The following is an 18,682-nucleotide window of genomic DNA, read 5'->3' on the forward strand; positions in this document are numbered from 1 at the left end:
TCGTCGCCGCGCACGCCGAGCTGGGCGTTGTAGTCACCGCGGCCGATGCGTGACACGCCCCGGATGAGGTTGCGCATGGGGCGCAGCGTGCGGGCGGACCAGGCGGTGGCGCCCACGCCCACGGCGATGGCGGCCACGGAGAAGCCGATGATGAAGAGGCCGGTGGTGCGCTCGCGCTCCTCGGCGCCGTCCACGCGCTCGCGGATGCGGTTGGACAGGGCGGCGCGCAGCACGCGAATCTCGCGGCCGATGGAGTTCTCTTCCTGCCGCAGCTCGGCGGTGGCGATGGCGACCTGTTCGCGGTCCGGATTCTCCGTGGACAGGACGGCGAAGACGGCTTCCGCGGCGCGGCCGTAGTCGCGGTAGCGGGCCTGGAGCTCGCCGAAGCGGTCCTCCAGGCCCCGGATGAAGGGCACCTCGCTGTCGGGGGCGGAGGCCAGCACCTCATGCGCCTTGGCCTGGGCGGCGGCGAGCCGCTGGGTCATCAGGGGCGAGTTGTAGGTCCGGGCCAGCCGGATGAAGGCGCGGCGGATTTCGACGTTGCCCTCTTGAATCAGGCGCTCGGTGTCCTTCTCCTGGGTGGATGCCTGAGGATGGATGGCGTCTCTTTGGTGGCCTTGGAATTGTTCTTTGTGAGTGCGCCGCGCAGATGGGCTGACGCCTTTGTTGGCGAATTCTTGTCTGGAATTGGTTTTTCTTCGAGCTAGGTCTCCTCATCCCTTTCGTATGGCCAAGCGAGCCTGCAATTCCTTTTAAGAGCGGGCGGGTCCGTGTCTCCCATTGGTGGGAGATGTCAGAGGAGAGCCATGATGAAGCTGAAGACGCTGGTGGGTGCCGTGGTGATGGCGCTGATGACGGCCTGCGGGCCGCTGGAGGAGTCGTCCGTCGATGAGGGCGCGCAGGTGTCCACGCTCTCGTCGGAGGAGCTGGAGAAGCTCCAGTCTTCGATTCCGGTACCGGACGCGGAGATGCTGCAGGCGCTGCAGGAGGCGTGCGGTACCACGCCCGAAGGTGCCTGTGTCGCCGCCGGGTACGGCGCGTGTACGGGGTGGTCGGCCGCCGTGGATTGCGGCGCTATCTCGGCGTGCGACCCGGATGATATCGCGTGCAAGATCCGCCTCCGCGACCCCGAGCGCCAGGGGGACTACTCGTGGTACACGACGGGGACGCAGTACCAGCCCCGCAACCAGTACCGCGTCTGCTCCAACCCGCTGGGCCAGACGTGCACCGAGTACCTCCGGTCCAGCCGCAAGGACTGCGGCTGCGGCGGAAACGGCATCCCGTTCTAATCGCTAGCCGTCCAGACAGCACACGACCCGGCCCCTCAGGTGAGGAGCCGGGCCGTCGTACGTCCCGCGCCGGGTGGCGCGAACCTCAGTGGGACGCGGCGGGCGTGGGCACCGCTTCGTCCTCACCCGTGGCCCGCTTCGCCTCGCCGCGGAGCTTCTGCATCAGCACGTAGAGCCCGGGGATGAACACGAAGTTCACCACCGTGGACACCAGCATGCCGCCGAACACCGCCGTCCCCAGCGAGTTGCGGGACGCCGCGCCGGCGCCGGAGGCCATCATCAGCGGCACCACGCCCAGGAGGAAGGCGATGGACGTCATCAGGATGGGGCGCAGGCGGACCTCCGCCGCCTCCACCACCGCGTCGATGGTGCTCTTCCCGCCCTCCCGGAGCTGCTCGGCGAACTCCACGATGAGGATGGCGTTCTTGCTGGCCAGGCCGACCAGCATCACCAATCCCACTTGGCAGAACACGTCGTTGGCGAACCCTCGCGCCAGCTGCAACCCCAACGCGCCCATGATGGCCAGGGGCACGGAGAAGATGATGACCAGCGGCAGGCTGAAGCTCTCGTACTGCGCCGCGAGCACCAGGAAGACGAAGAGCAGGCCCAGCGCGAAGATGATGGCCGTCTGCCCGCCGCTCTCCTTCTGTTCCAGGCTGATGCCCGTCCACTCCGCGCTCATGCCCTGAGGCAGGTGCTGCGTGGCCAGCGTTTCCATGGCCTCCAGCGCCTGTCCGGAGGACACATCTGGCGCCGGCTGCCCGTTGATCTCCGCCGAGCGGAACAGGTTGTAGTGGCGGATGACCTGGGCGGACACGGTGGGCTCCACCTTCACCAGCGACTCCAGCGGAATCATGTCGCCGGTGTCGCTGCGCACGTAGAAGGCGCCGATGTCCGACGGGCTGTCGCGGAACTGCTGCTCCGCCTGGACGTACACCCGGTAGGTGCGGTTGGCGTAGTTGAAGTCGTTGACGTACTGGCTGCCCATGTAGACCTGCATGGTGCCGAACACCTGCTCAATCGGCACGCCGAGCGCCTTCGCCTTCTGCCGGTCCACCTCCACGTCGAGCAGCGGCGTGTCCGCGTTGAAGGTGCTGAAGGCACCGCGCAGTTGCTCGTGCTCGTTGGCCTTCGCCACCAGCATCTGCGTGGCCGCGGCCAGGTCATCCAGCGAGCTGGTGCCGTCGACGTCCTCGACGATGTACTGGAAGCCGCCCACGCTGCCGACGCCTCGGATGGCGGGCGGCTGGAAGGGCATCACGCGCGCTCCGCCGATGCGGCTCAGCGGGGCACGCAGCCGCTCCACCATCGCGGCCACCGACTGGTCCTTGCCCTTGCGCTCCTCCCAGGGCGTCAGCGACGAGAAGATGGTGCCCATGTTGGGTCCGCTGCCCATCATGGAGAAGCCGCCAATGGCGAACATGGCGCGCACCTCGGGCTGCGCCTGCAAGACCGCCTCCGCCTCCGCCAGCACCTTCTCCGTCTGGGCGAGAGACATGCCCTCGGGGCCCTGGATGGAGATGATGAGGTAGCCCTGGTCCTCATCGGGGATGAAGCCCGTGGGCGCGACGCGGAAGAGCATCACCGTGCCGCCGATGCACGCCAGGAAGGCGACCAGGACCAGGACTGGACGCTTCAGCAGCTTGCGCAGGCCCCGGCCGTAGAGCGCCTTTGTCCCGTCCAGCACCTTGTCCACCCAACGGAAGAAGACCCACTTCGGTCCGTGGTGGTGCTTCAGCATCTTCGCGCTGAGCGCCGGGGTGAGGGTGAGGGCGCAGAAGGTGGACAACGCCACGGAGGCGGCGATGGTCAGCGCGAACTGCCGGTAGATGGCGCCGGTGGTGCCCGGGAAGAGGGCCACCGGGACGAACACCGCCACCAGCACCACGGAGATGGCGATGACCGCGCCGGTCACCTCCTTCATGCCCTCGCGCGCGGCCTGTACGGGGGACAGGCGTCGCTCCACCATCAACCGCTCGATGTTCTCGATGACGACGATGGCGTCGTCCACCACCAGGCCCGTGGCCAGCGTGAGGCCGAAGAGGGTGAGGGTGTTGATGGAGAAGCCCATCAGGTGGACGAAGGCGAAGGTGCCAATCAGTGAGACGGGGAGGGTGAAGGCGGTGATGAGCACGCTGCGCCAGCCGTGCAGGAACAGGAAGATGACGAGGATGACGAGGACGATGGCTTCCACCAGCGTCTTGATGACCTCGTTGATGGAGGCGCGGACGGCCAGGGTGGTGTCGGTGCCCGTCTGGAACTGCATGCCGGGCGGGAACTGCTTCGACAGCCGCTCGAGCTCCGCGTACACGCCGTCGCGCACGTCCAGCGCGTTGGCGGTGGGCAGCTGGAAGATGCCCAGGCCCACGCCCGTCTTGCCGTTGAAGCGCAGGACGGAGCCGTAGTTCTCCGCGCCCAGCTCCACGCGGCCCACGTCCTTCACCCGGATGCTCGTGCCATCCGTGTCCCGCATCAGGACGATGTCGCCGAACTCCGCCGGCTCCACCAGCCGGCCCCGGGCCCTCACCGCGATCTGGTAGGGCTGGTCCTCGGTGGACGGCGGCTGGCCAATCTGACCCGCGGCCACCTGGAGGTTCTGCTCCTGGAGCGCGCGCGTCACGTCCTGGGGCGTGAGCTTGCGGCGCGCCAGCTCCGTGGGGTCCAGCCACAGGCGCATGGAGAACTTGCGCTCGCCGAAGATGCGCACGTCACCCACGCCGGGCACGCGCTTGATGGCGTCCTTCAGGCTCACGTCGGCGTAGTTGCTGAGGAACTTGGCGTCGTAGCGGTTGTCCTCGCTGAACAGGCCCACCGTCAGCAGCATCTGGCTGGAGGCCTTGTTGACGACGATGCCCGTCTGGTTCACCTGCGAGGGCAGGCGCGCCGCGGCGCGGCTGACGCGGTTCTGCACGTCGACGGCGGCCACCTCGATGTCGCGCGTGGCCTCGAAGGTGATGGTGATCTGGCTGGTGCCGTCGTTGCTGCTGGTGGAGGTGATGTAGCGCATGCCCTCCACGCCGTTGAGCTCCTGCTCCAGCGGGATGGTGACGGCGCTCTCCACCACCTCGGCGCTCGCACCCACGTAGGTGCTCGTCACGGTGACTTGTGGCGGCGCCAGGTCCGGGTACTGGGAGATGGGCAGCGTGGGGATGGCAATCAGCCCCACCAGCGTCAGCAGGATGGAGCAGACGATGGCGAAGACGGGCCTGCGGATGAAGAAATCGACGAACATGGTGCTCTATCCGGCCCTTCGTTCAGCGGCTCCCGCCGACAGTGCCGCCACCATTGCCAGAGGCCCGGGGCGGGCCGCTGCCAGTGGGGGCGTTGGGGGCGTTGGCCTGCTTGGGTTTCACCGCCATGCCGTCACGCAGCGCTTGCAGCGAGGACACGGCGACCTGGTCGCCCGACTGGAGCCCGCTCTCCACCACGTAGGCCATCTCGCCCAGCGCGCCGAGCGTGATGGGGCGGCGCTCCACCACCGTCTTCCCGTCCTTCGCCAGGACCACCAGCGCGAAGGGCTGACCGCTCTGCCGCACGATGGCAAGCGCGGGAATCTGCAGCGCATCCCGGGCCGAGTACACGAGCCGCGCGCGCACCAACTCGCTGGGGCGCAGGCCCACGGTGTTACGGAAGGCGGCCTTCACCTCCACCAACTGGGTACGCGGGTCCGCCTGGGGTGCGATGTAGAAGACGTTGCTGGTGAGCAGCACCTTGCCCGTGCTGTCGAGGATTTCGAGCGCGGTGTCGGGCTTCATCGACCGCGCGCGCGGCGACGGCACCGACACGCTCACCTCGAGCACGTCCGCCTGCGCCACGCTGGTGAGCGGCGTCGTCATGCCCACGTAGTCACCCAGCCGCACCAGCACGTCGCCCATCGTGCCGGCGAAGGGCGCGCGCACCACGTGGTACTGGAGCTGCACCTGGCGCTGCGTCACCTGCGCGGCGGATGAACGCGCCGCGGCCTGGGCTGCCTCCACCTGCGCGCGGCCCTGCTCCAGCTCCTGCGCGCTCGCGAGCCCTTCCTTGTAGAGCGCCTCGGTGCGCTCCAGCGTGCGGCGCGCCAGCTCCAGGCTCACCTGGGTGGAGTTGAGCTGCGCCTGCGCGCTGTCGAGCGCGGCGGTGCCTTCGCGCGAGTCCACCTCGATGAGCGCGGCGCCGGCCTCCACCTTGTCACCGGGACGCACGTGAATCTTGCGCACGTAGCCCGCGACCTGGGGCAGCACGTTGACGCTCTGCCGCGACATCAGCGAGCCCAGGTACTCCCCCGTTTCGCGCACCTCGCGCGGGGTGAGCGTCACGATTTCCACCTCGCGGGGCGGAGGAGCCGGCGGGGCGGCCTTCTGGGCCGAACAGCCCGCCACCACCGCCAGCAGGGTGACACCCCACATCGCCTTCATCTGATTCACCAGTCGCACCGCGCCTCCGTCAGGAATGCGTCCAGGCGCGCCTGGACGAGCTCGAATTCACGCAGCACCAGGGTCAGCTCCGCCTGGCGCAGGGCCGCTCCGCTTTGCACCAGCTCGAGGCTGCTGCCGCGGCCCACTTCAAAAGAACGGCGGGTGAGGCGGTCGGTCCGGTCCGCGAGGTCGCGGGACGCCACCGCCGTCGCCACCAGGGCCTCGGCCACCTCCACGGCGCGCCGGGCCTGGGCCACCTGAATCGACACGTTGCGGCGGGTGCTCTCCAGCGTCTCCGCCGCCTGGCGCTCGAGCCCCTCTCGCTCGCGAATCAAGCCGCCGCGCAGGCCGCCTTCCCAGATGGGGACGGAGAGCACCGCGGACACACTCCAGATGGCCACGCGGCCGAAGCCGGGGTCCGTGGTGAGGCCCACGGCGGTGCTCGACAGGCCCAGCGTGGGCAGGTAGCCGGCGGTGGCTTGTTGGCGGCTGTCACGCGCGGACTCCAACTGCGCGCGCGAGGCCACGAGGTCCGTCCGCTCGTTCATGTCCTTCAAGGGCGTGCAGGCCCGCTGCGTCTCGTTCACCAGCCCCTGGAGGTTGAAGTCCCGGCTGACGCCAACGGCGTTGCCGAAGCCCACCGCCAGACCCAGGGCCTCACGGCTGCGCCGCAGCTGCTCGTCTCCCGCGACGAGGGCGCTGCGCGCCACCGCCACGTCCTGCTCCACGCGCACCACGTCCAACTGGTTGCCCGCGCCCAGTTCATAGGTGCGCTGCGCGAGCGCGAAGCGCTCCAAGGCCTGCCGCAGGCCCACGCGATTGATCTCCGCCGCCCGCTCCGCCGCCACCGTGGACACCAGCACCTGGGCCAGCCCCCGCGTGAGCAGCCGCCGCGTCTCGCCCAGCGTCGCCGCCGCGCCTTCCTCGGCGGCCACGGCCGAGGCGCGCCCGCGCCAGGCGCTGACGTCCACCAGGGATTGCGTCACGTTCGCCGTGGCGGTGAGCAGCGGCGTGGAGGGACCGCGGGTGTCTCCACCTCCAATGCCCACCAGTGGCGTACCGCCAGCGCCCACGGGGAGGTCGGGGTTGAGGAGGTCCACACCGACACTGGACGACAGACGCGCATTGGGGAGCAGCGCGGCCAGGGCCTGCCGGGAGCGGCCAGCGGCGCGCTCCACGCCGGCTTCGGCGCTTCGGAGGTCGGTGGAGCGCTCCCGGACGAGCGCGAGCGCCTCGTCCCAGGTCGTTACCTGCCGCTCGGCGGGGGCAACGGGCGTGAGCATCGCGTCCTCCACCTTCGGCTGGAAGGGGACGGGCGCAGGAATGGACGGTGACGGCTCGGTCAGCGTCGACGCTGCGACGAGCGCCAAGAGAATGACGGAAGGGGAGGCCATACGAGGTGGAGGAAATGAGGGAACTGCGTGTGGGCTGAAAACTTCCCCCCGTTGTGACCAAACGCGTCGCGTCGATGTAATTGACAATGGTTGACGTCTGCAACCATCTTTAGGGGGAGATGACTGTCCCGGAGCAAATGGCCTCGCTGCGGCGCGCCATCCGTCGCCTCCTCACCGAGCGGCTGGGCGAGCAGACCAGCAGACCTTTCATGCAGTTGTTGGCGCTGAAATCCATCGCCGACGGTGTGCGCAGCCAGGCCGCCATCGCGGAGCGGATGCTCGTGGACGCACCCTCGGTGAGCCGGCTCGTCGCGCGCCTGGAGGAGGACGGCCTGGTGAAGCGAAGCATCGCGGAAGATCGCCGGTGCGCGCGCCTGGAGCTGTCCCCGGCCGGGCAGACGGAGCTGAACCTGCTGAGCGACGCGCTCCGATGGACGGACGGGGAGCTGCTTCGCTACCTCACGGCGCGGGAGATGGCGGAGTTCAAGCGCCTCATGGACAAGCTCCTGACGGGCCTCATCCAGGCCCGGGGGCCGGTGCCGCTGGAAGGCGGCTGCGGCGCATCCGACTCCTGATGTGGAAATGACGAAGGGCCCGGCCCTGGAGGTCCTCCAGGATGCCGAGCCCTTCAAGGTGCCCAGTGAGGGCGGGTGCGTCAGGCCTGCGCGGGCTTGGACTCCGCGTCGGCCGGAGCGCTCTCGGGCGCCTGCTGCTCGGTGTCGACCGGGGCCTCCGCCTTGGGGGTGGACTGGGCCTCGGCCTCGGCGCGCACGCGGGACGTCTCCTCGGTGCGCTGGTCGCTGGCGGCGACCTCCTCGGGCGTCAGCTCCGTGCGGTCGGCGAGCATGCCCGTCTTCTTTTCCAGGTCCTTGATGGCCCGGCGAATCAGGTCGCGCTCCAGGAGCGTGCGGTTGAGGCGCTTTTCCAGGGCCTTGTACTTGTCGCGGCTCAGGTCCAGGTCGTGCTTGGTGGCGGCATAGACGCGCTGCTGCGTCTCGTTGCGGCCCTTCACCCGGCGCAGCTCCTTCTCCAGCTCCACCGCGCGGAGGCGGTCCTTGTTCGCCGCCTGCTCCAGCCGCTCCATCTTCTCGCGGTCGGCGTCATTCAGCTCGCGGTAGCGGCGCTGGCCACGCTCCTGCGGCACCGTCTCCGTCGCCGTGGGCACCACCGGCACCACCGCGGCGATGACGGCCTCGCCCTCCTGGGCGGGCGCGGCGACCTGCGTGGCGGGCGCGGCGATGGGGGCGGCCGGCGCGGGCTGCGGGCGGCGGCCCTTGGACTCCATCTCCGCCTTCAGCCGCTGGTTCTCCACCAGCGCGTGGGACAGCTCCTCACGGGTCCGCTCGAGCTGCGTGGAGGCGCTGCGCTCCACCTCGGCGCGCGCCTTGGCCAGCTCCTGCGCGCTCTTGTCGGACTCCTTCTGCTCGTAGAGCTTGCGCTTGGCCTGCTTCAGCTGCTCCTTCACGTCCTGAAGTTGAGTGCGCTGCTCGTCCAGCTCCTTCTGCTTGCGCTGCAGCTCCGCCTCGGCCTTGGCACGCGCCTGGGTGTCCGTCACCAGCTCGGCGCGGGGCGCCGACGACGACGTGGACGACGACGGAAGCGCGGCGTGCTTGGGGCCGGCGAAGAGATTGAAATAGAGCGAGATGGCGAGCCCGACAGCAAGGGCGAGGACCAGGACCAGCACGGGAACGACCTCCACGGGGAAATGCAAAAAGCGGGGCAGCCTACCGTCAGCCCCCAGGGCGTCAAGGGTGCACTGCTAGACGTGCCTCGGTTCACTCCCTGCGTCGCCCCGGTCAGCGGCCCGGCGTGCGTCCGGGGCGCCGGCCGTCGCTTCAGTACGCGTACTCCCAGCCGCCGCGCCCACTGGTGCGGGCTCCCAGGCGGGCACCCAGCTCCCGGAGCCGGCGGACCCGCTCGGGGATGGGCGGGTGGGTGGAGAACAGGGCCATGACTCCGCCGCGGTGGAGCGGGTTGACGATGAAGAGGTGGGCGGTGGCGGGAGCCCTGTCGTAGGGAATGGCCTCCGCTCCGCGTTCCAGCTTCAGCAGGGCATTGGCGAGCGCGTCCGGGTCGCCCGCCAGCTCGGCGCCCGTCTGGTCCGCCCCGTACTCCCGTGAGCGGCTGACAGCGAGCTGGAGCAGCGTGGCGGCGACGGGGGCCACCAGCAGCAGGCCCAGGTTGGCGAAGGCGCTTCCCAATCCGCCGCGCTCGTCGTTGTCGCCCCGGCTGAGCATGGAGCCGCCGAACCAGAAGAGCATCTGCGCGGCGTAGCTGATGATGCCGGCCAGGGTCGCCGCCACCGTGCCGATGAGGGTGTCCCGGTTGCGCACGTGCCCCAGTTCATGGGCCAGTACGCCTTCCAGCTCGCGCCGGTCGAGCAGCTCCATCAGGCCCGCCGTCACCGCGATGGCGGCGTGGCTGGGGTTGCGGCCCGTGGCGAACGCGTTGGGCGCCGCCGTGGGGAGGATGTAGACCTTGGGCTTTGGCATGCCCGCGCGGGAGGCCAGCCGCGCCACCATGTCGTGCAGCCAGGGCGCCTGCTCGTAGGGCAACGGCCTGGCGCCGTGGATGGCCAAGGCAATCCGGTCGCTGAACCAGTAGGAGCCGAAGTTCATCACCACCGCGAAGAGGCCGGCGAAGAGCAGGCCTTGCGGGCCGCCCAGTCGGTCGCCGATGACGAGCACCAGGGCCGTGAGCCCGGCCAGCAACACGGTCGTCTTGAGCGCGTTGCCCAGCCGGTGCCAACCGCCTCCTCCGTGCAGTGCTGGCCGGTCCGCGCCGGCGCGGGCCGTATCCTGGGAAGAATGGAGCGCCATGGCCGCCTCGTTTCCGGAAGACCCCGCGGGGCCCTCTGGAAACGTAAACCAGCGTGAGAGCTCGGCAATGACGGGGGACGGCACGCCCCCGGGACAGGGGGCAGGGGGCCTGGCTGCAACGGCGCACCCTCCACCCAGCCCCTTGCCCCTTACCGTTCCTACGGGCGCTCAGCCGTCGCGCCGCGCAGCGGAGAGCGCAAGCGGATGGGCGGCGACTCCGGCGCCGGGCGGATCCACCGCTTGGGCGCGAGGCCGTCCACCTCCCGAGCGAGGTCCACGTCCGGGTCCACCAGCAGCTCCGCGGGGCGGCCATTGAGCGACACCTGGGCGTCGACGTGGACCTGGACGCGGCCCTTGCCCTGCGCCTCGAAGTCCCGGGCGATGTGCCGCGCCAACTGGAGGATGAGGTCCGGCTGCACCGACATCTCCCGCTCCTGGAGGCGGGTGAGGTACTGGCTGGGCGCGACGTGCCACTCCCGGTCCGACGCCGGGTCGCGGACGATGAAGGTCACGCTGCCGTTCTTCTCGCGCGCCATCACGCGCCAGGAGAAGCGCATGCCCTGCTCGTGCCACAGGACGTTGCCGCCGTAGAGGTGGGTGCGCAGCGGAATGGCGACCTGCACGACGGCGTAGGTCAGGGCCAGTCCGAGCGCCACCTGTCCCTTCCAGCCGGGAGCGCTCAGGGCGGGCGTCGCGGGCGTTTCCGAGGCGGCCGAAGTCGCGACGGACGTCCGCGCGAGGCGGGCACGCAGCCCGTGGTACAGCCGCCGCGGCCAGGAGGCTTCGAAGAAGACCAGGGCCCCGGTGACCATGATGACGGGGAACATGCCAATGGGAAACAGCGCGGAGGTGGCCGCGTGGAACCCGAGCACCACCACATAGGCGAAGGGCCGCAGCTTCCGGGTGAGGAGGAAGGCGACGATGGTGGTGTCGAAGAGGAATCCCGACCAGGCCGCGACGTAGGCGACCCAGGGCTCGTCGAGCATGGGACCGACGAGGGGCAGGCTCGTCCGAGCCGACAGCCAGATGCTGAGCGGCTGGGCATGGAGCAGCCAGTCACCGGTCAGCTTCGCCAGCCCCGCGAAGACGTACACCACGCCCACCTGGAAGCGCAGCAGCAGCGTGCACCACGAGGGCAGCCAGTCGCTGCGCAGCGCGGGCTTGCGCCAGGCATCCACCGAGAAGGCCCGGTGCGCCGGCACGACGAGCATCAGCCCGAGGAGCAGGCTCACCAGGTAGTAGTGATTGAGGTAGTTGCTGACGTCCACGAGCTGGACGTAGGTGAAGGCGACGAACAGCAGGCCCACTGTCACGCGGTAGAAGAGGCCCGCCGCCATGCAGAGCCCGAGCACCGCGAGCGCCGCGAAGACCGTGTGCATCCACGGCGCCGGCAGCGCGGGCACCCAGCCGAAGCCCCAGTAGGTGAAGTGGAAGCGGGGGCCGGTGAACAGCACGTCCACCCAGCCGTAGGCGAGGAACCGGACCGCTGAGACGAAGATGAGCAGCCCCAGCGCCACGCGGAACGCCACCAGCGCCGCGATGTCTCGCGGCGCCAGCAGCACCTTCCAGATGCGCTCGGACGCGGGGCGCTCGCCGGACGCCACCTCAGTCATTGTCCCCCTCGACGGACTGGGGCAGCTCCAGGTCCAGCACGGTGACGAGCTCCGTCTTGAGCACGTCCGTCACGCTCTTGATGGCGTCGTACATCGTACGCATCGCGGCCTTGTCCTGAGCCAGGACCGTCGCCAGGTCTTCACCCGGAACAGCGTCGATGCCCGCCGCCGCCGCCGCGTTGCGCTCGCGCAGCTTCGCCGCCAGCGCGTCGGCGCCCGAGGCCTCGAGCAGGTCGTCGAAGCCCGTGCCGGAGAAGTTCTCGCCGCAGCCTTCCGTGATGCGCCGGTAGCCCACCAGGTTGGCCCGGATGTTCGCCTTCGAGCGCGCGGCGAACTGTGACTCCAGGTGTTCGGGGCACGTCGACGTGGCGCAGTCACGCAGCGCCAGCGGCCGTGCCACCTTGAGGTCCTTCACCTCGCGCTCGAAGTAGAAGATGGCGTCGCTCACGGAGTTCAGCGCCGCCTGCGTGGAGGGGTACACGGCATTGCCGGAGCCCGCCGTCGTCAACGTCCGGCCGAAATTCTCCTGGTCCGGGGCCCACGCGTTCACCAGCGCGTCCGCGCGGCGGCGGACGTCGGCGGCCACCACGGCGGCGTACGCCCGCTTGCGCGCGGCCCGCTCGTCCGTGGACAGCGCCGCCCACGTGCCCTGGGACACGATGACGGAGGTGCCGGGGCAGGCGGTGTCGTTGCCCTCGAAGAAGAGCAGGTACTCCAGCGCGTACAGGCCGCGGCGGCTCACCAGTGAGCTGTCGAAGCTCTCCGACTCGTAGCTGCGGTTGACGATCTGCTCCTCGAGGGCGCACCGGCTGACCAGGGGCCACGAGTAGATGTTGTCGCGAATCTCCGCGCCGCCCGGGAGGCTGCGGGGCGCGGCGGGACCGAACTGCATCACCTCCGCCACCTGCCACGCGTCCATGGCCTGGTGGTAGGCCTCGCGCGCGGCGTCTCGCGTGGTGGCATCCGGCGTGGCCGCGTGGGCCGCGACGGCGCCCTCCAGCGCGGTGGCCGCGGTCTGGAACTCACGTGCCGTCTGCAGCACACAGGCCCCGGACGACTCCAGCAGCGCGGCGCGCGTCGCCGCCACCGCGTCGTTCGGATTGTCCGTCCCTGCGTCCTGCGGGGTCACCTTGTCCGACTTGCACGCGGACAGGGAGAGGAGGGCGGGCACCGCGAGCGCGATGGCGCGCGCACGCAGGACGGAGAGGGGGCGCGATGACTCGGTGTTCATGTCCGGGCTCGCTAGCACGCCGATGTTGTTAATGACAATCAACTTCAAAGTTTGCCCGGGGAAACGTGCGGGTTTCCACAGGTTGGGTGTTGACCCGTCGCGGTCTTCCGGAGTACGAGGCGGACGCGAAGAAACTGATAACGATTATCGTTTGCAGTTCGACGAGTTCCTGAGGAGGGGAAAACATCATGTTGAAGACGGTGAAGCACCGTAGCTTCCTGGTGCGTGGAGCCGCGCTGGCGCTCACGCTGGCGTGCATGACGGGCTGTGGCGACGACGACGAGCCCACGCCGACGCCTGACGCGGGCACCAACACGGACGCCGGCACGGACGCGGGCACGAACCCGACGCCTGACGCGGGCTCCGGCGCGCCGGACAGCGACATCGCGGTGGTCCGCTTCAACGAGGACGGTACGCACGACACGACGTTCGGTGCGGGCGGCGTGACGCACGTGGACTTTGGCACTGGCCGTGACGGCACGCGTGACTCGCTGTGGGACGTGCGTGTGGACGGCACGGACCGCATCGTGCTGTTCGGAAACAAGCGCGCGGACGGTACGCGCGCGGACACCGACCGCGTGGTGGCCCGCCTGACGGCGGCGGGCGCGCTGGACACGACGTTCGGCTCGACCGAGACGCCCAACGGGTTCAGCGTCCTCAACCTGTCCAACCTGAACGACGGCATGCGCTACGGCTTCATCCAGCCGGACGGCAAGATCATGACGTCCGGCTACACCTCCATGCCCACGGGCGTGGGTGCGCAGGCGGCCAACCGCATCGTGCTGCAGCGCCTGAACGACAACGGCAAGGCGGACGACGCGTTCGGCTGGAAGGGCGTCGTGACGTCCGCGCCGTTCCAGGCCCAGAGCGAGACCAACCCTGAGTGGGGCATGGCCGAGTCCTACGCCGTGGGCATGCAGTCCAACGGCAGCTACGTGACGACCGGCTACGGCCGCTCCGCGTCCTCCGGCGCGGTGGACCTGGTGTCCTTCCGCTACACCGCCACGGGCGCGCTCGACCCGACGTGGGGCACGGGCGGCGCCGTGGTGCTGGACCTGGTCGGTGACAACGACCGCGGCCGCAACCTGGTGGTCCTGAACGACGACCGCGTCCTGCACGTGGGCAGCGGCTCCCTGGGCGCGCAGAACAACCAGGCCCTCCTCCTGGTGCAGACGCCGGATGGCCAGCCGGACACGACCTTCGCGCCGGAAGGCTACAAGACCTTCAGCCTGGACCGCCCGGAGCAGGCCTTCTTCGGCGTGGCCAAGTCGACGGACGGCAACTGGGCCGCCGCGGTGGGGTACCGCGCGGGTGGCAACCAGAACGACGACGGCATCCTCGCCATCATCCCCACGAACGGCTCGGCGGAGGAGGTCATCATCAAGGCCACGCCGATCTCCACCACGGAGAACGACCGCTTCTGGTCCGTTGCCTTCGACTCGACCAACCGCATCTACGCGGCGGGCTTCGTGACCGAGGGTGGCGACAACCAGATGGTGGTGGCGCGCTTCACCACCGATGGCAACCTCGACACGACCTTCGGCACCGGCGGTATCGCGAAGATCAACGTCGCGACCGCGGCCACCGAGGAGACCGCTCGCGGCATCGCCATCCAGACGGATGGAAAGATCGTCATCGGCGGTCCCATTGAGAAGCAGTAATCGCTGACGCAGTGTAGAAGCAGGAGCCGGGGAAGGCGGTCCGCGCGCGGGCGGGCCTCCATCCCTGGCTCCTGGCTTTTGAGTCGTCGGACATCCCGGTCAGACAAGGTCGAAACGCTTCAGATGGCACTGTTCGAGCAGAAGTTGATGTGGGCGCGGAGCTGGACACTTCCGGCGCTCTTGCTGGCATGGGCCTCCCCGGCCGCGGCGCAGTCCGAGCCGCCCGAGGACGCCGCCGCCGTGGCTCCCGAGCCGTCTCAGGTGCAGGACGCCGCCGCCGTTCCTGAAGCGCCGCAGGCGCAGGACACCGCCGCCGTTCCTGAAGCGTCGCAGGCGCAGGACACCGCCGCCGTTCCTGAAGCGCCGCTGGCGCAGGACACCGCCGCCGCGGAGACGCAGCAGGCCGAGTCGGCGCAGGCGCCCGAGGGCGACGCGCCGCTGGCCACCGAGCCTGCCTCGGGCGAGCCACTGGTGCTGGAGCCTTCACCCGAGGCGGTGGAGAAGCGATTCGAGAGCGTGGTGGTGGGCACCTCGGAGGCGCGCACGAGCGGCTCCATCCACGTGCTCAAGCCCGCGCAGTTGGAGCGCTTCGAGCGCGATGACCCGGCCGCCATCCTCCAGACGGTGCCCGGTGTGTACTCCCGCGGCGAGGACGGCTTCGGCCTGCGGCCGAACGTGGGCTTGCGCGGCGTCAATCCGGACCGAAGCAAGAAGGTCACCCTTTTGGAGGACGGTGTCCTCTTCGGCCCCGCGCCGTACTCCGCGCCGGCGGCCTACTACTTCCCGCTGGCCACGCGCATGCAGAGCATCCGCGTGCTCAAGGGGCCCTCGGCCATCCAGCAGGGACCGCAGACGGTGGGCGGCTCCGTGGAGTTCATCACCCGGGACATCCCCGCGTCCGAGTCCGCCTGGCTGGACGTGGCGGGCGGCGAGTACCTCTACGGCAAGGCCCACGGCGTCTTCGGCGCCAGCACCGAGCGCGCGGGCTTCCTGCTCGAAGGCGTCCACCTTCGCAGCGACGGCTTCAAGGAGCTGGACACCGTTGGCGGCAACACGGGCTTCACCCGCAACGAGTGGATGGCCAAGGGCCGCTACCAGCTCGTCCCCGAGGGCCCCGTGCGCCAGACGCTCCAGGTCAAGCTGGGCTACTCGGACGAGGACTCGAACGAGACGTACCTGGGCCTGAGCAGCGCGGACTTCGCCGCCGCGCCGCTGCGCCGCTACGTCGCGAGCGCCCTGGACCACATGAAGTGGCACCGCACGCAGGTGGTGCTCAGCCACGAGCTCGAAGCGGGCGGGCTGGCCGTGACGACGTCCGTCTACCGGCATGACCTGAGCCGGGCGTGGCGCAAGGTGAACCGCTTCCGCGGCGCCTCCATCGCCAGCGTGCTGGCGGACCCCACGAGCGCGCGCAACTCCATCTACTACGGCGTGCTCACTGGCGAGCTGGACTCGTCGTCGTCCCAGGACGCGCTGCTCATCGGCCCCAACGACCGCACGTACGTGTCCCAGGGCCTCCAGAGCATCGCCCGTTGGACAGCCACCACCGGCCCGCTGAGCCACAACCTCGAGCTGGGCGCGCGCTTCCACTACGACAGCATCCGCCGCCTCCACACCGAGGATGCCTTCCTGATGCAGGGCGGCCAGCTCGTGCGGACCAGCGAGCCCACGTACACGACGGCCGACAACAAGGACTCCACGCACGCCATCGCCCTGCACGCGACGGACGCCATTGGCTGGGGGCCCCTGGTGCTGACGCCGGGCGTGCGCATGGAAATCATCCGCTCGGCGTCGCGGAACCACCTGACGGGCACCGAGTCGAGCGGCGCGCTGGAGGTGCTCATGCCGGGCATGGGCATCTACGGCGCACTGACGCGCGAGCTGGGCCTGTTCGCGGGCGCCTATCGCGGCTTCTCGCCCCCGGCGCCCGGACAGCCGGACGCGGTGCTGCCGGAGAAGAGCATCAACTACGAGGCCGGCGCGCGGTGGACCCGCCGTGGCGAGCGGCTGGAGGCGGTGGGCTTCTTCAACGACTACTCGAACCTCACCGACATCTGCACGTTCTCCAGCGGCTGCCTCAACGACGCCCTCGACCGGCAGACGGACGCGGGCAAGGCCTACATCTACGGCCTGGAAGTCTTCGGTGAGAAGACCTTCCGTCCGGGCGGGGGCGTGACGTTCCCCGTCTCGCTGTCCTACACCTTCACGCGCACGCGGCTGCGTGAGGACTTCCAGTCGGCGGACCCGCAGTTCGGCAACGTGCGCGCGGGCGATGAACTGCCCTACGTGCCCATGCACCAGCTCTACGCCACCGCGGGCGTGGAGACGTCCTGGGGCGGCCTGGCCCTGAGCGCCTTCTATGTGGATGCCATGCGCGAGCAGGCGGGGCAGGGCGAGGTGCCTCCGGAAGAGCTGACGGACGCGCTGCTGACGTTCGACGTCAACGCGAGTTGGAACTTCTCCCGCTGGGGGCAGCTGTACCTGAGCGCGCGCAACATCCTGGACGAGCAGGCCGTCGTGTCGCGCCGTCCCTACGGTGCCCGGCCCAACGCGCCTCGGGCCGTCATCGTGGGCGTCAAGCTGGGCATCTGAAGCCCGGACACAGCCGCGGGCGGCGTCTCGCTTCTAGAGATAGAAGCGGTCCGTCACGCCCGCGGTGCGCTGGAGGATGGCGCTCCAGCCCAGCCACAGGGCGATGCCACTGCCATCCGCCCGCGCTTCCGCACCCAGGGCTCCCAGCGAGCCCGTGCACCCGGCCAGCGTGAAGCGTCCTGAATCCGTCAGGTGGGTGAGGAGGGCGCGCAACGTGGGCATCCCACGCGACTCGAAGCGGTGGGTGACGTCATCGCGACCGATGAAGTCCGGTTCGTCGAGCGCCCCATCGAGGAAGCGCTCCAGGGCCCACCAGAAGAGGTACACCTCCGCCTTGCGGCCAGAGGCCACGGCAGCGGCGGCGATGGACAGGCCTTGGTGCACGCGGTCGTAGTCGCCGCTGTGCAGGAAGACAACCACGTGGGTCGGGGGGGCGCTCACGCGGCGCTCATACCGCCCACAAGGCGCCAGCGTCCACCCACACGCCGGGAATGACCGTCCGGGCCCTTTGGCTTGCGCCTTGCCCGCCGCGCTTGCTAGGAAACCTCGGTCATTCGGGCACTTACGCGCCGTAGCACCTGGGCGGACCGGACTTCAACGAGATGGGCGACGACATCACAGCCAGACGCAAGGACGCGCATCTCGACCTTTGCTCGACGGGTGACGTCGAACCCAGCGGAAACAGCACCCTTCTGGAGTGCGTCAAGCTGGTCCACTGCGCGATGCCGGAAATGTCCGTGGAGGACGTGGACCTGTCCACGGCGTTCCTGGGCAAGCGGCTGCGCTACCCGCTGCTCGTCACCGGGATGACGGGTGGGACGGAGCGTGCGGGCGCGGTGAATCGCGACCTGGCGCTGCTCGCCGAGCGCCACGGCCTGGCCTTCGGTGTGGGCAGCCAGCGCGCCATGTCGGAGGACGCCTCGCGGGCCGCGTCCTTCCAGGTGCGGCAGGTGGCGCCCACGGTGGCGCTCCTGGGCAACATCGGCATGTTCCAGGCCATCGGGCTGGGCGTGGAGGGGACGCGCCGGCTGGTGGACGGCATTGGCGCGGACGGACTGGCGCTGCACCTCAACGCGGGCCAGGAGCTGACGCAGCCCGAAGGCGACCGGGACTTCCAGGGTGGCTACCGCGTGGTGGAGCTGCTGGTGAAGGCCTTTGGCGACCGGCTGCTGGTGAAGGAGACGGGCTGCGGCATTGGCCCGGACGTCGCGCGGCGGTTGGTGGACCTGGGCGTGCGGAACATCGACGTGTCCGGTCTGGGTGGGACGTCCTGGGTGCGCGTGGAACAACTTCGTGCCTCGGGCGTACAGGCACAGCTGGGGGCGGAGTTCAGCGGGTGGGGCATTCCCACGGCGGCGGCCCTGGCCACGGTGCGGCGCGCCGTGGGCCCGGACGTCCAGTTGGTGGCGAGCGGTGGCCTTCGCACGGGGCTGGATGCGGCCAAGGTGCTGGCGCTGGGGGCGAACCTAGCCGGCATGGCGCTGCCGTTGTTCCGCGCGCAGCAGGCGGGCGGGCTCGAGGCGGCGGAGGCGGCGCTGGAGGTCATCCTGGCGAGCCTGCGGCAGGCGCTCGTGCTGACGGGAAGCAGAAGCTGCGCTGAACTGAGGCAGCGGCCCCGGGTGGTCACCGGAGAGTTGAAGGATTGGTTGGCGGCGCTGTAGAGGGTGGCCGCGCCGAAGTCTGGAA

Annotated in this window: 13 protein-coding genes and 1 pseudogene; 5 read left to right on the forward strand and 9 right to left on the reverse strand. The window is 69.8% G+C overall.

All coding sequences use genetic code 11. The features are described from left to right. Positions 1–584 (reverse strand): annotated as a pseudogene (locus BLU09_RS37100) (sensor histidine kinase); the annotation flags it as partial. Between the two features lie 222 nt (positions 585–806). On the opposite strand from BLU09_RS37100, the gene BLU09_RS37105 reads away from it, so the two are divergent. Beyond that, a complete protein-coding gene (locus BLU09_RS37105) occupies positions 807–1,289 on the forward strand; it encodes a hypothetical protein (RefSeq protein ID WP_090495877.1) in 483 nt (160 codons plus the stop codon). A gap of 85 nt (positions 1,290–1,374) precedes the next feature. Here BLU09_RS37105 and BLU09_RS37110 read toward each other — a convergent pair whose 3' ends face one another. From BLU09_RS37110 to BLU09_RS37120, 3 genes are read right to left on the reverse strand one after another with little or no spacing between them, the layout of a single operon-like run. Continuing rightward, positions 1,375–4,521 (reverse strand): efflux RND transporter permease subunit, encoded by a 3,147-nt coding sequence (locus BLU09_RS37110; protein WP_090495878.1) that lies wholly within the window; start codon positions 4,519–4,521, stop codon positions 1,375–1,377. 22 nt (positions 4,522–4,543) lie between these two features. Next, the gene (locus tag BLU09_RS37115; protein ID WP_090495879.1) at positions 4,544–5,704 is read right to left on the reverse strand and encodes an efflux RND transporter periplasmic adaptor subunit; all 1,161 of its coding nucleotides are present in this window, start codon (positions 5,702–5,704) and stop codon (positions 4,544–4,546) included. Further along, positions 5,692–7,080, reverse strand: coding sequence for a TolC family protein (locus BLU09_RS37120; RefSeq protein ID WP_090495880.1), 1,389 nt, complete (start codon positions 7,078–7,080; stop codon positions 5,692–5,694). The genes BLU09_RS37115 and BLU09_RS37120 overlap by 13 nt, the downstream gene beginning before the upstream one ends. Positions 7,081–7,199: 119 nt before the next feature. On the opposite strand from BLU09_RS37120, the gene BLU09_RS37125 reads away from it, so the two are divergent. Then, the gene (locus tag BLU09_RS37125) at positions 7,200–7,655 is read left to right on the forward strand and encodes a MarR family winged helix-turn-helix transcriptional regulator (protein WP_090495881.1); all 456 of its coding nucleotides are present in this window, start codon (positions 7,200–7,202) and stop codon (positions 7,653–7,655) included. Between the two features lie 80 nt (positions 7,656–7,735). On the opposite strand, the gene BLU09_RS37130 is transcribed toward BLU09_RS37125, so the two are convergent. From BLU09_RS37130 to BLU09_RS37145, 4 genes are all read right to left on the reverse strand, one after another. After that, complete coding sequence (locus tag BLU09_RS37130) at positions 7,736–8,764, reverse strand: coiled-coil domain-containing protein (protein ID WP_090495882.1); 1,029 nt, start codon at positions 8,762–8,764, stop codon at positions 7,736–7,738. 151 nt (positions 8,765–8,915) lie between these two features. Then, the gene (locus BLU09_RS37135) at positions 8,916–9,899 is read right to left on the reverse strand and encodes a zinc metalloprotease HtpX (protein ID WP_090495883.1); all 984 of its coding nucleotides are present in this window, start codon (positions 9,897–9,899) and stop codon (positions 8,916–8,918) included. 158 nt (positions 9,900–10,057) lie between these two features. Beyond that, positions 10,058–11,512, reverse strand: a complete 1,455-nt coding sequence (locus tag BLU09_RS37140) for an HTTM domain-containing protein (protein WP_090495884.1) — start codon at positions 11,510–11,512, stop codon at positions 10,058–10,060. Further along, the gene (locus BLU09_RS37145) at positions 11,505–12,743 is read right to left on the reverse strand and encodes an imelysin family protein (RefSeq protein WP_090495909.1); all 1,239 of its coding nucleotides are present in this window, start codon (positions 12,741–12,743) and stop codon (positions 11,505–11,507) included. The genes BLU09_RS37140 and BLU09_RS37145 overlap by 8 nt, the downstream gene beginning before the upstream one ends. Positions 12,744–12,931: 188 nt before the next feature. Here BLU09_RS37145 and BLU09_RS37150 point away from each other — a divergent pair, with 188 nt between their 5' ends. Both BLU09_RS37150 and BLU09_RS37155 read left to right on the forward strand, forming a co-directional pair. Further along, a complete protein-coding gene (locus BLU09_RS37150) occupies positions 12,932–14,404 on the forward strand; it encodes an NHL repeat-containing protein (RefSeq protein WP_090495885.1) in 1,473 nt (490 codons plus the stop codon). 123 nt (positions 14,405–14,527) lie between these two features. After that, complete coding sequence (locus BLU09_RS37155) at positions 14,528–16,996, forward strand: TonB-dependent receptor domain-containing protein (protein ID WP_090495886.1); 2,469 nt, start codon at positions 14,528–14,530, stop codon at positions 16,994–16,996. A 33-nt stretch (positions 16,997–17,029) separates the two neighbouring features. On the opposite strand, the gene BLU09_RS37160 is transcribed toward BLU09_RS37155, so the two are convergent. Then, the gene (locus BLU09_RS37160; protein ID WP_244172394.1) at positions 17,030–17,437 is read right to left on the reverse strand and encodes a hypothetical protein; all 408 of its coding nucleotides are present in this window, start codon (positions 17,435–17,437) and stop codon (positions 17,030–17,032) included. A 161-nt stretch (positions 17,438–17,598) separates the two neighbouring features. On the opposite strand from BLU09_RS37160, the gene fni reads away from it, so the two are divergent. Beyond that, positions 17,599–18,657: a type 2 isopentenyl-diphosphate Delta-isomerase gene (gene fni / locus BLU09_RS37165; protein WP_090495888.1), complete on the forward strand. Its 1,059-nt coding sequence runs from the start codon at positions 17,599–17,601 to the stop codon at positions 18,655–18,657. Positions 18,658–18,682: the final 25 nt, after the last annotated feature.

This window comes from Myxococcus virescens (assembly GCF_900101905.1).
GTDB lineage: Bacteria > Myxococcota > Myxococcia > Myxococcales > Myxococcaceae > Myxococcus > Myxococcus virescens.

Bases quoted from the DNA above. Each gene is read 5' to 3' on its own strand.
- BLU09_RS37105 (WP_090495877.1), top strand. From the start codon at position 807: ATGATGAAGCTGAAGACGCTGGTGGGTGCCGTGGTGATGGCGCTGATG.
- BLU09_RS37110 (WP_090495878.1), bottom strand. From the start codon at position 4,521: ATGTTCGTCGATTTCTTCATCCGCAGGCCCGTCTTCGCCATCGTCTGC.
- BLU09_RS37120 (WP_090495880.1), bottom strand. From the start codon at position 7,080: ATGGCCTCCCCTTCCGTCATTCTCTTGGCGCTCGTCGCAGCGTCGACG.
- BLU09_RS37125 (WP_090495881.1), top strand. From the start codon at position 7,200: ATGACTGTCCCGGAGCAAATGGCCTCGCTGCGGCGCGCCATCCGTCGC.
- BLU09_RS37135 (WP_090495883.1), bottom strand. From the start codon at position 9,899: ATGGCGCTCCATTCTTCCCAGGATACGGCCCGCGCCGGCGCGGACCGG.
- BLU09_RS37140 (WP_090495884.1), bottom strand. From the start codon at position 11,512: ATGACTGAGGTGGCGTCCGGCGAGCGCCCCGCGTCCGAGCGCATCTGG.
- BLU09_RS37145 (WP_090495909.1), bottom strand. From the start codon at position 12,743: ATGAACACCGAGTCATCGCGCCCCCTCTCCGTCCTGCGTGCGCGCGCC.
- BLU09_RS37150 (WP_090495885.1), top strand. From the start codon at position 12,932: ATGTTGAAGACGGTGAAGCACCGTAGCTTCCTGGTGCGTGGAGCCGCG.
- BLU09_RS37155 (WP_090495886.1), top strand. From the start codon at position 14,528: ATGGCACTGTTCGAGCAGAAGTTGATGTGGGCGCGGAGCTGGACACTT.
- fni (WP_090495888.1), top strand. From the start codon at position 17,599: ATGGGCGACGACATCACAGCCAGACGCAAGGACGCGCATCTCGACCTT.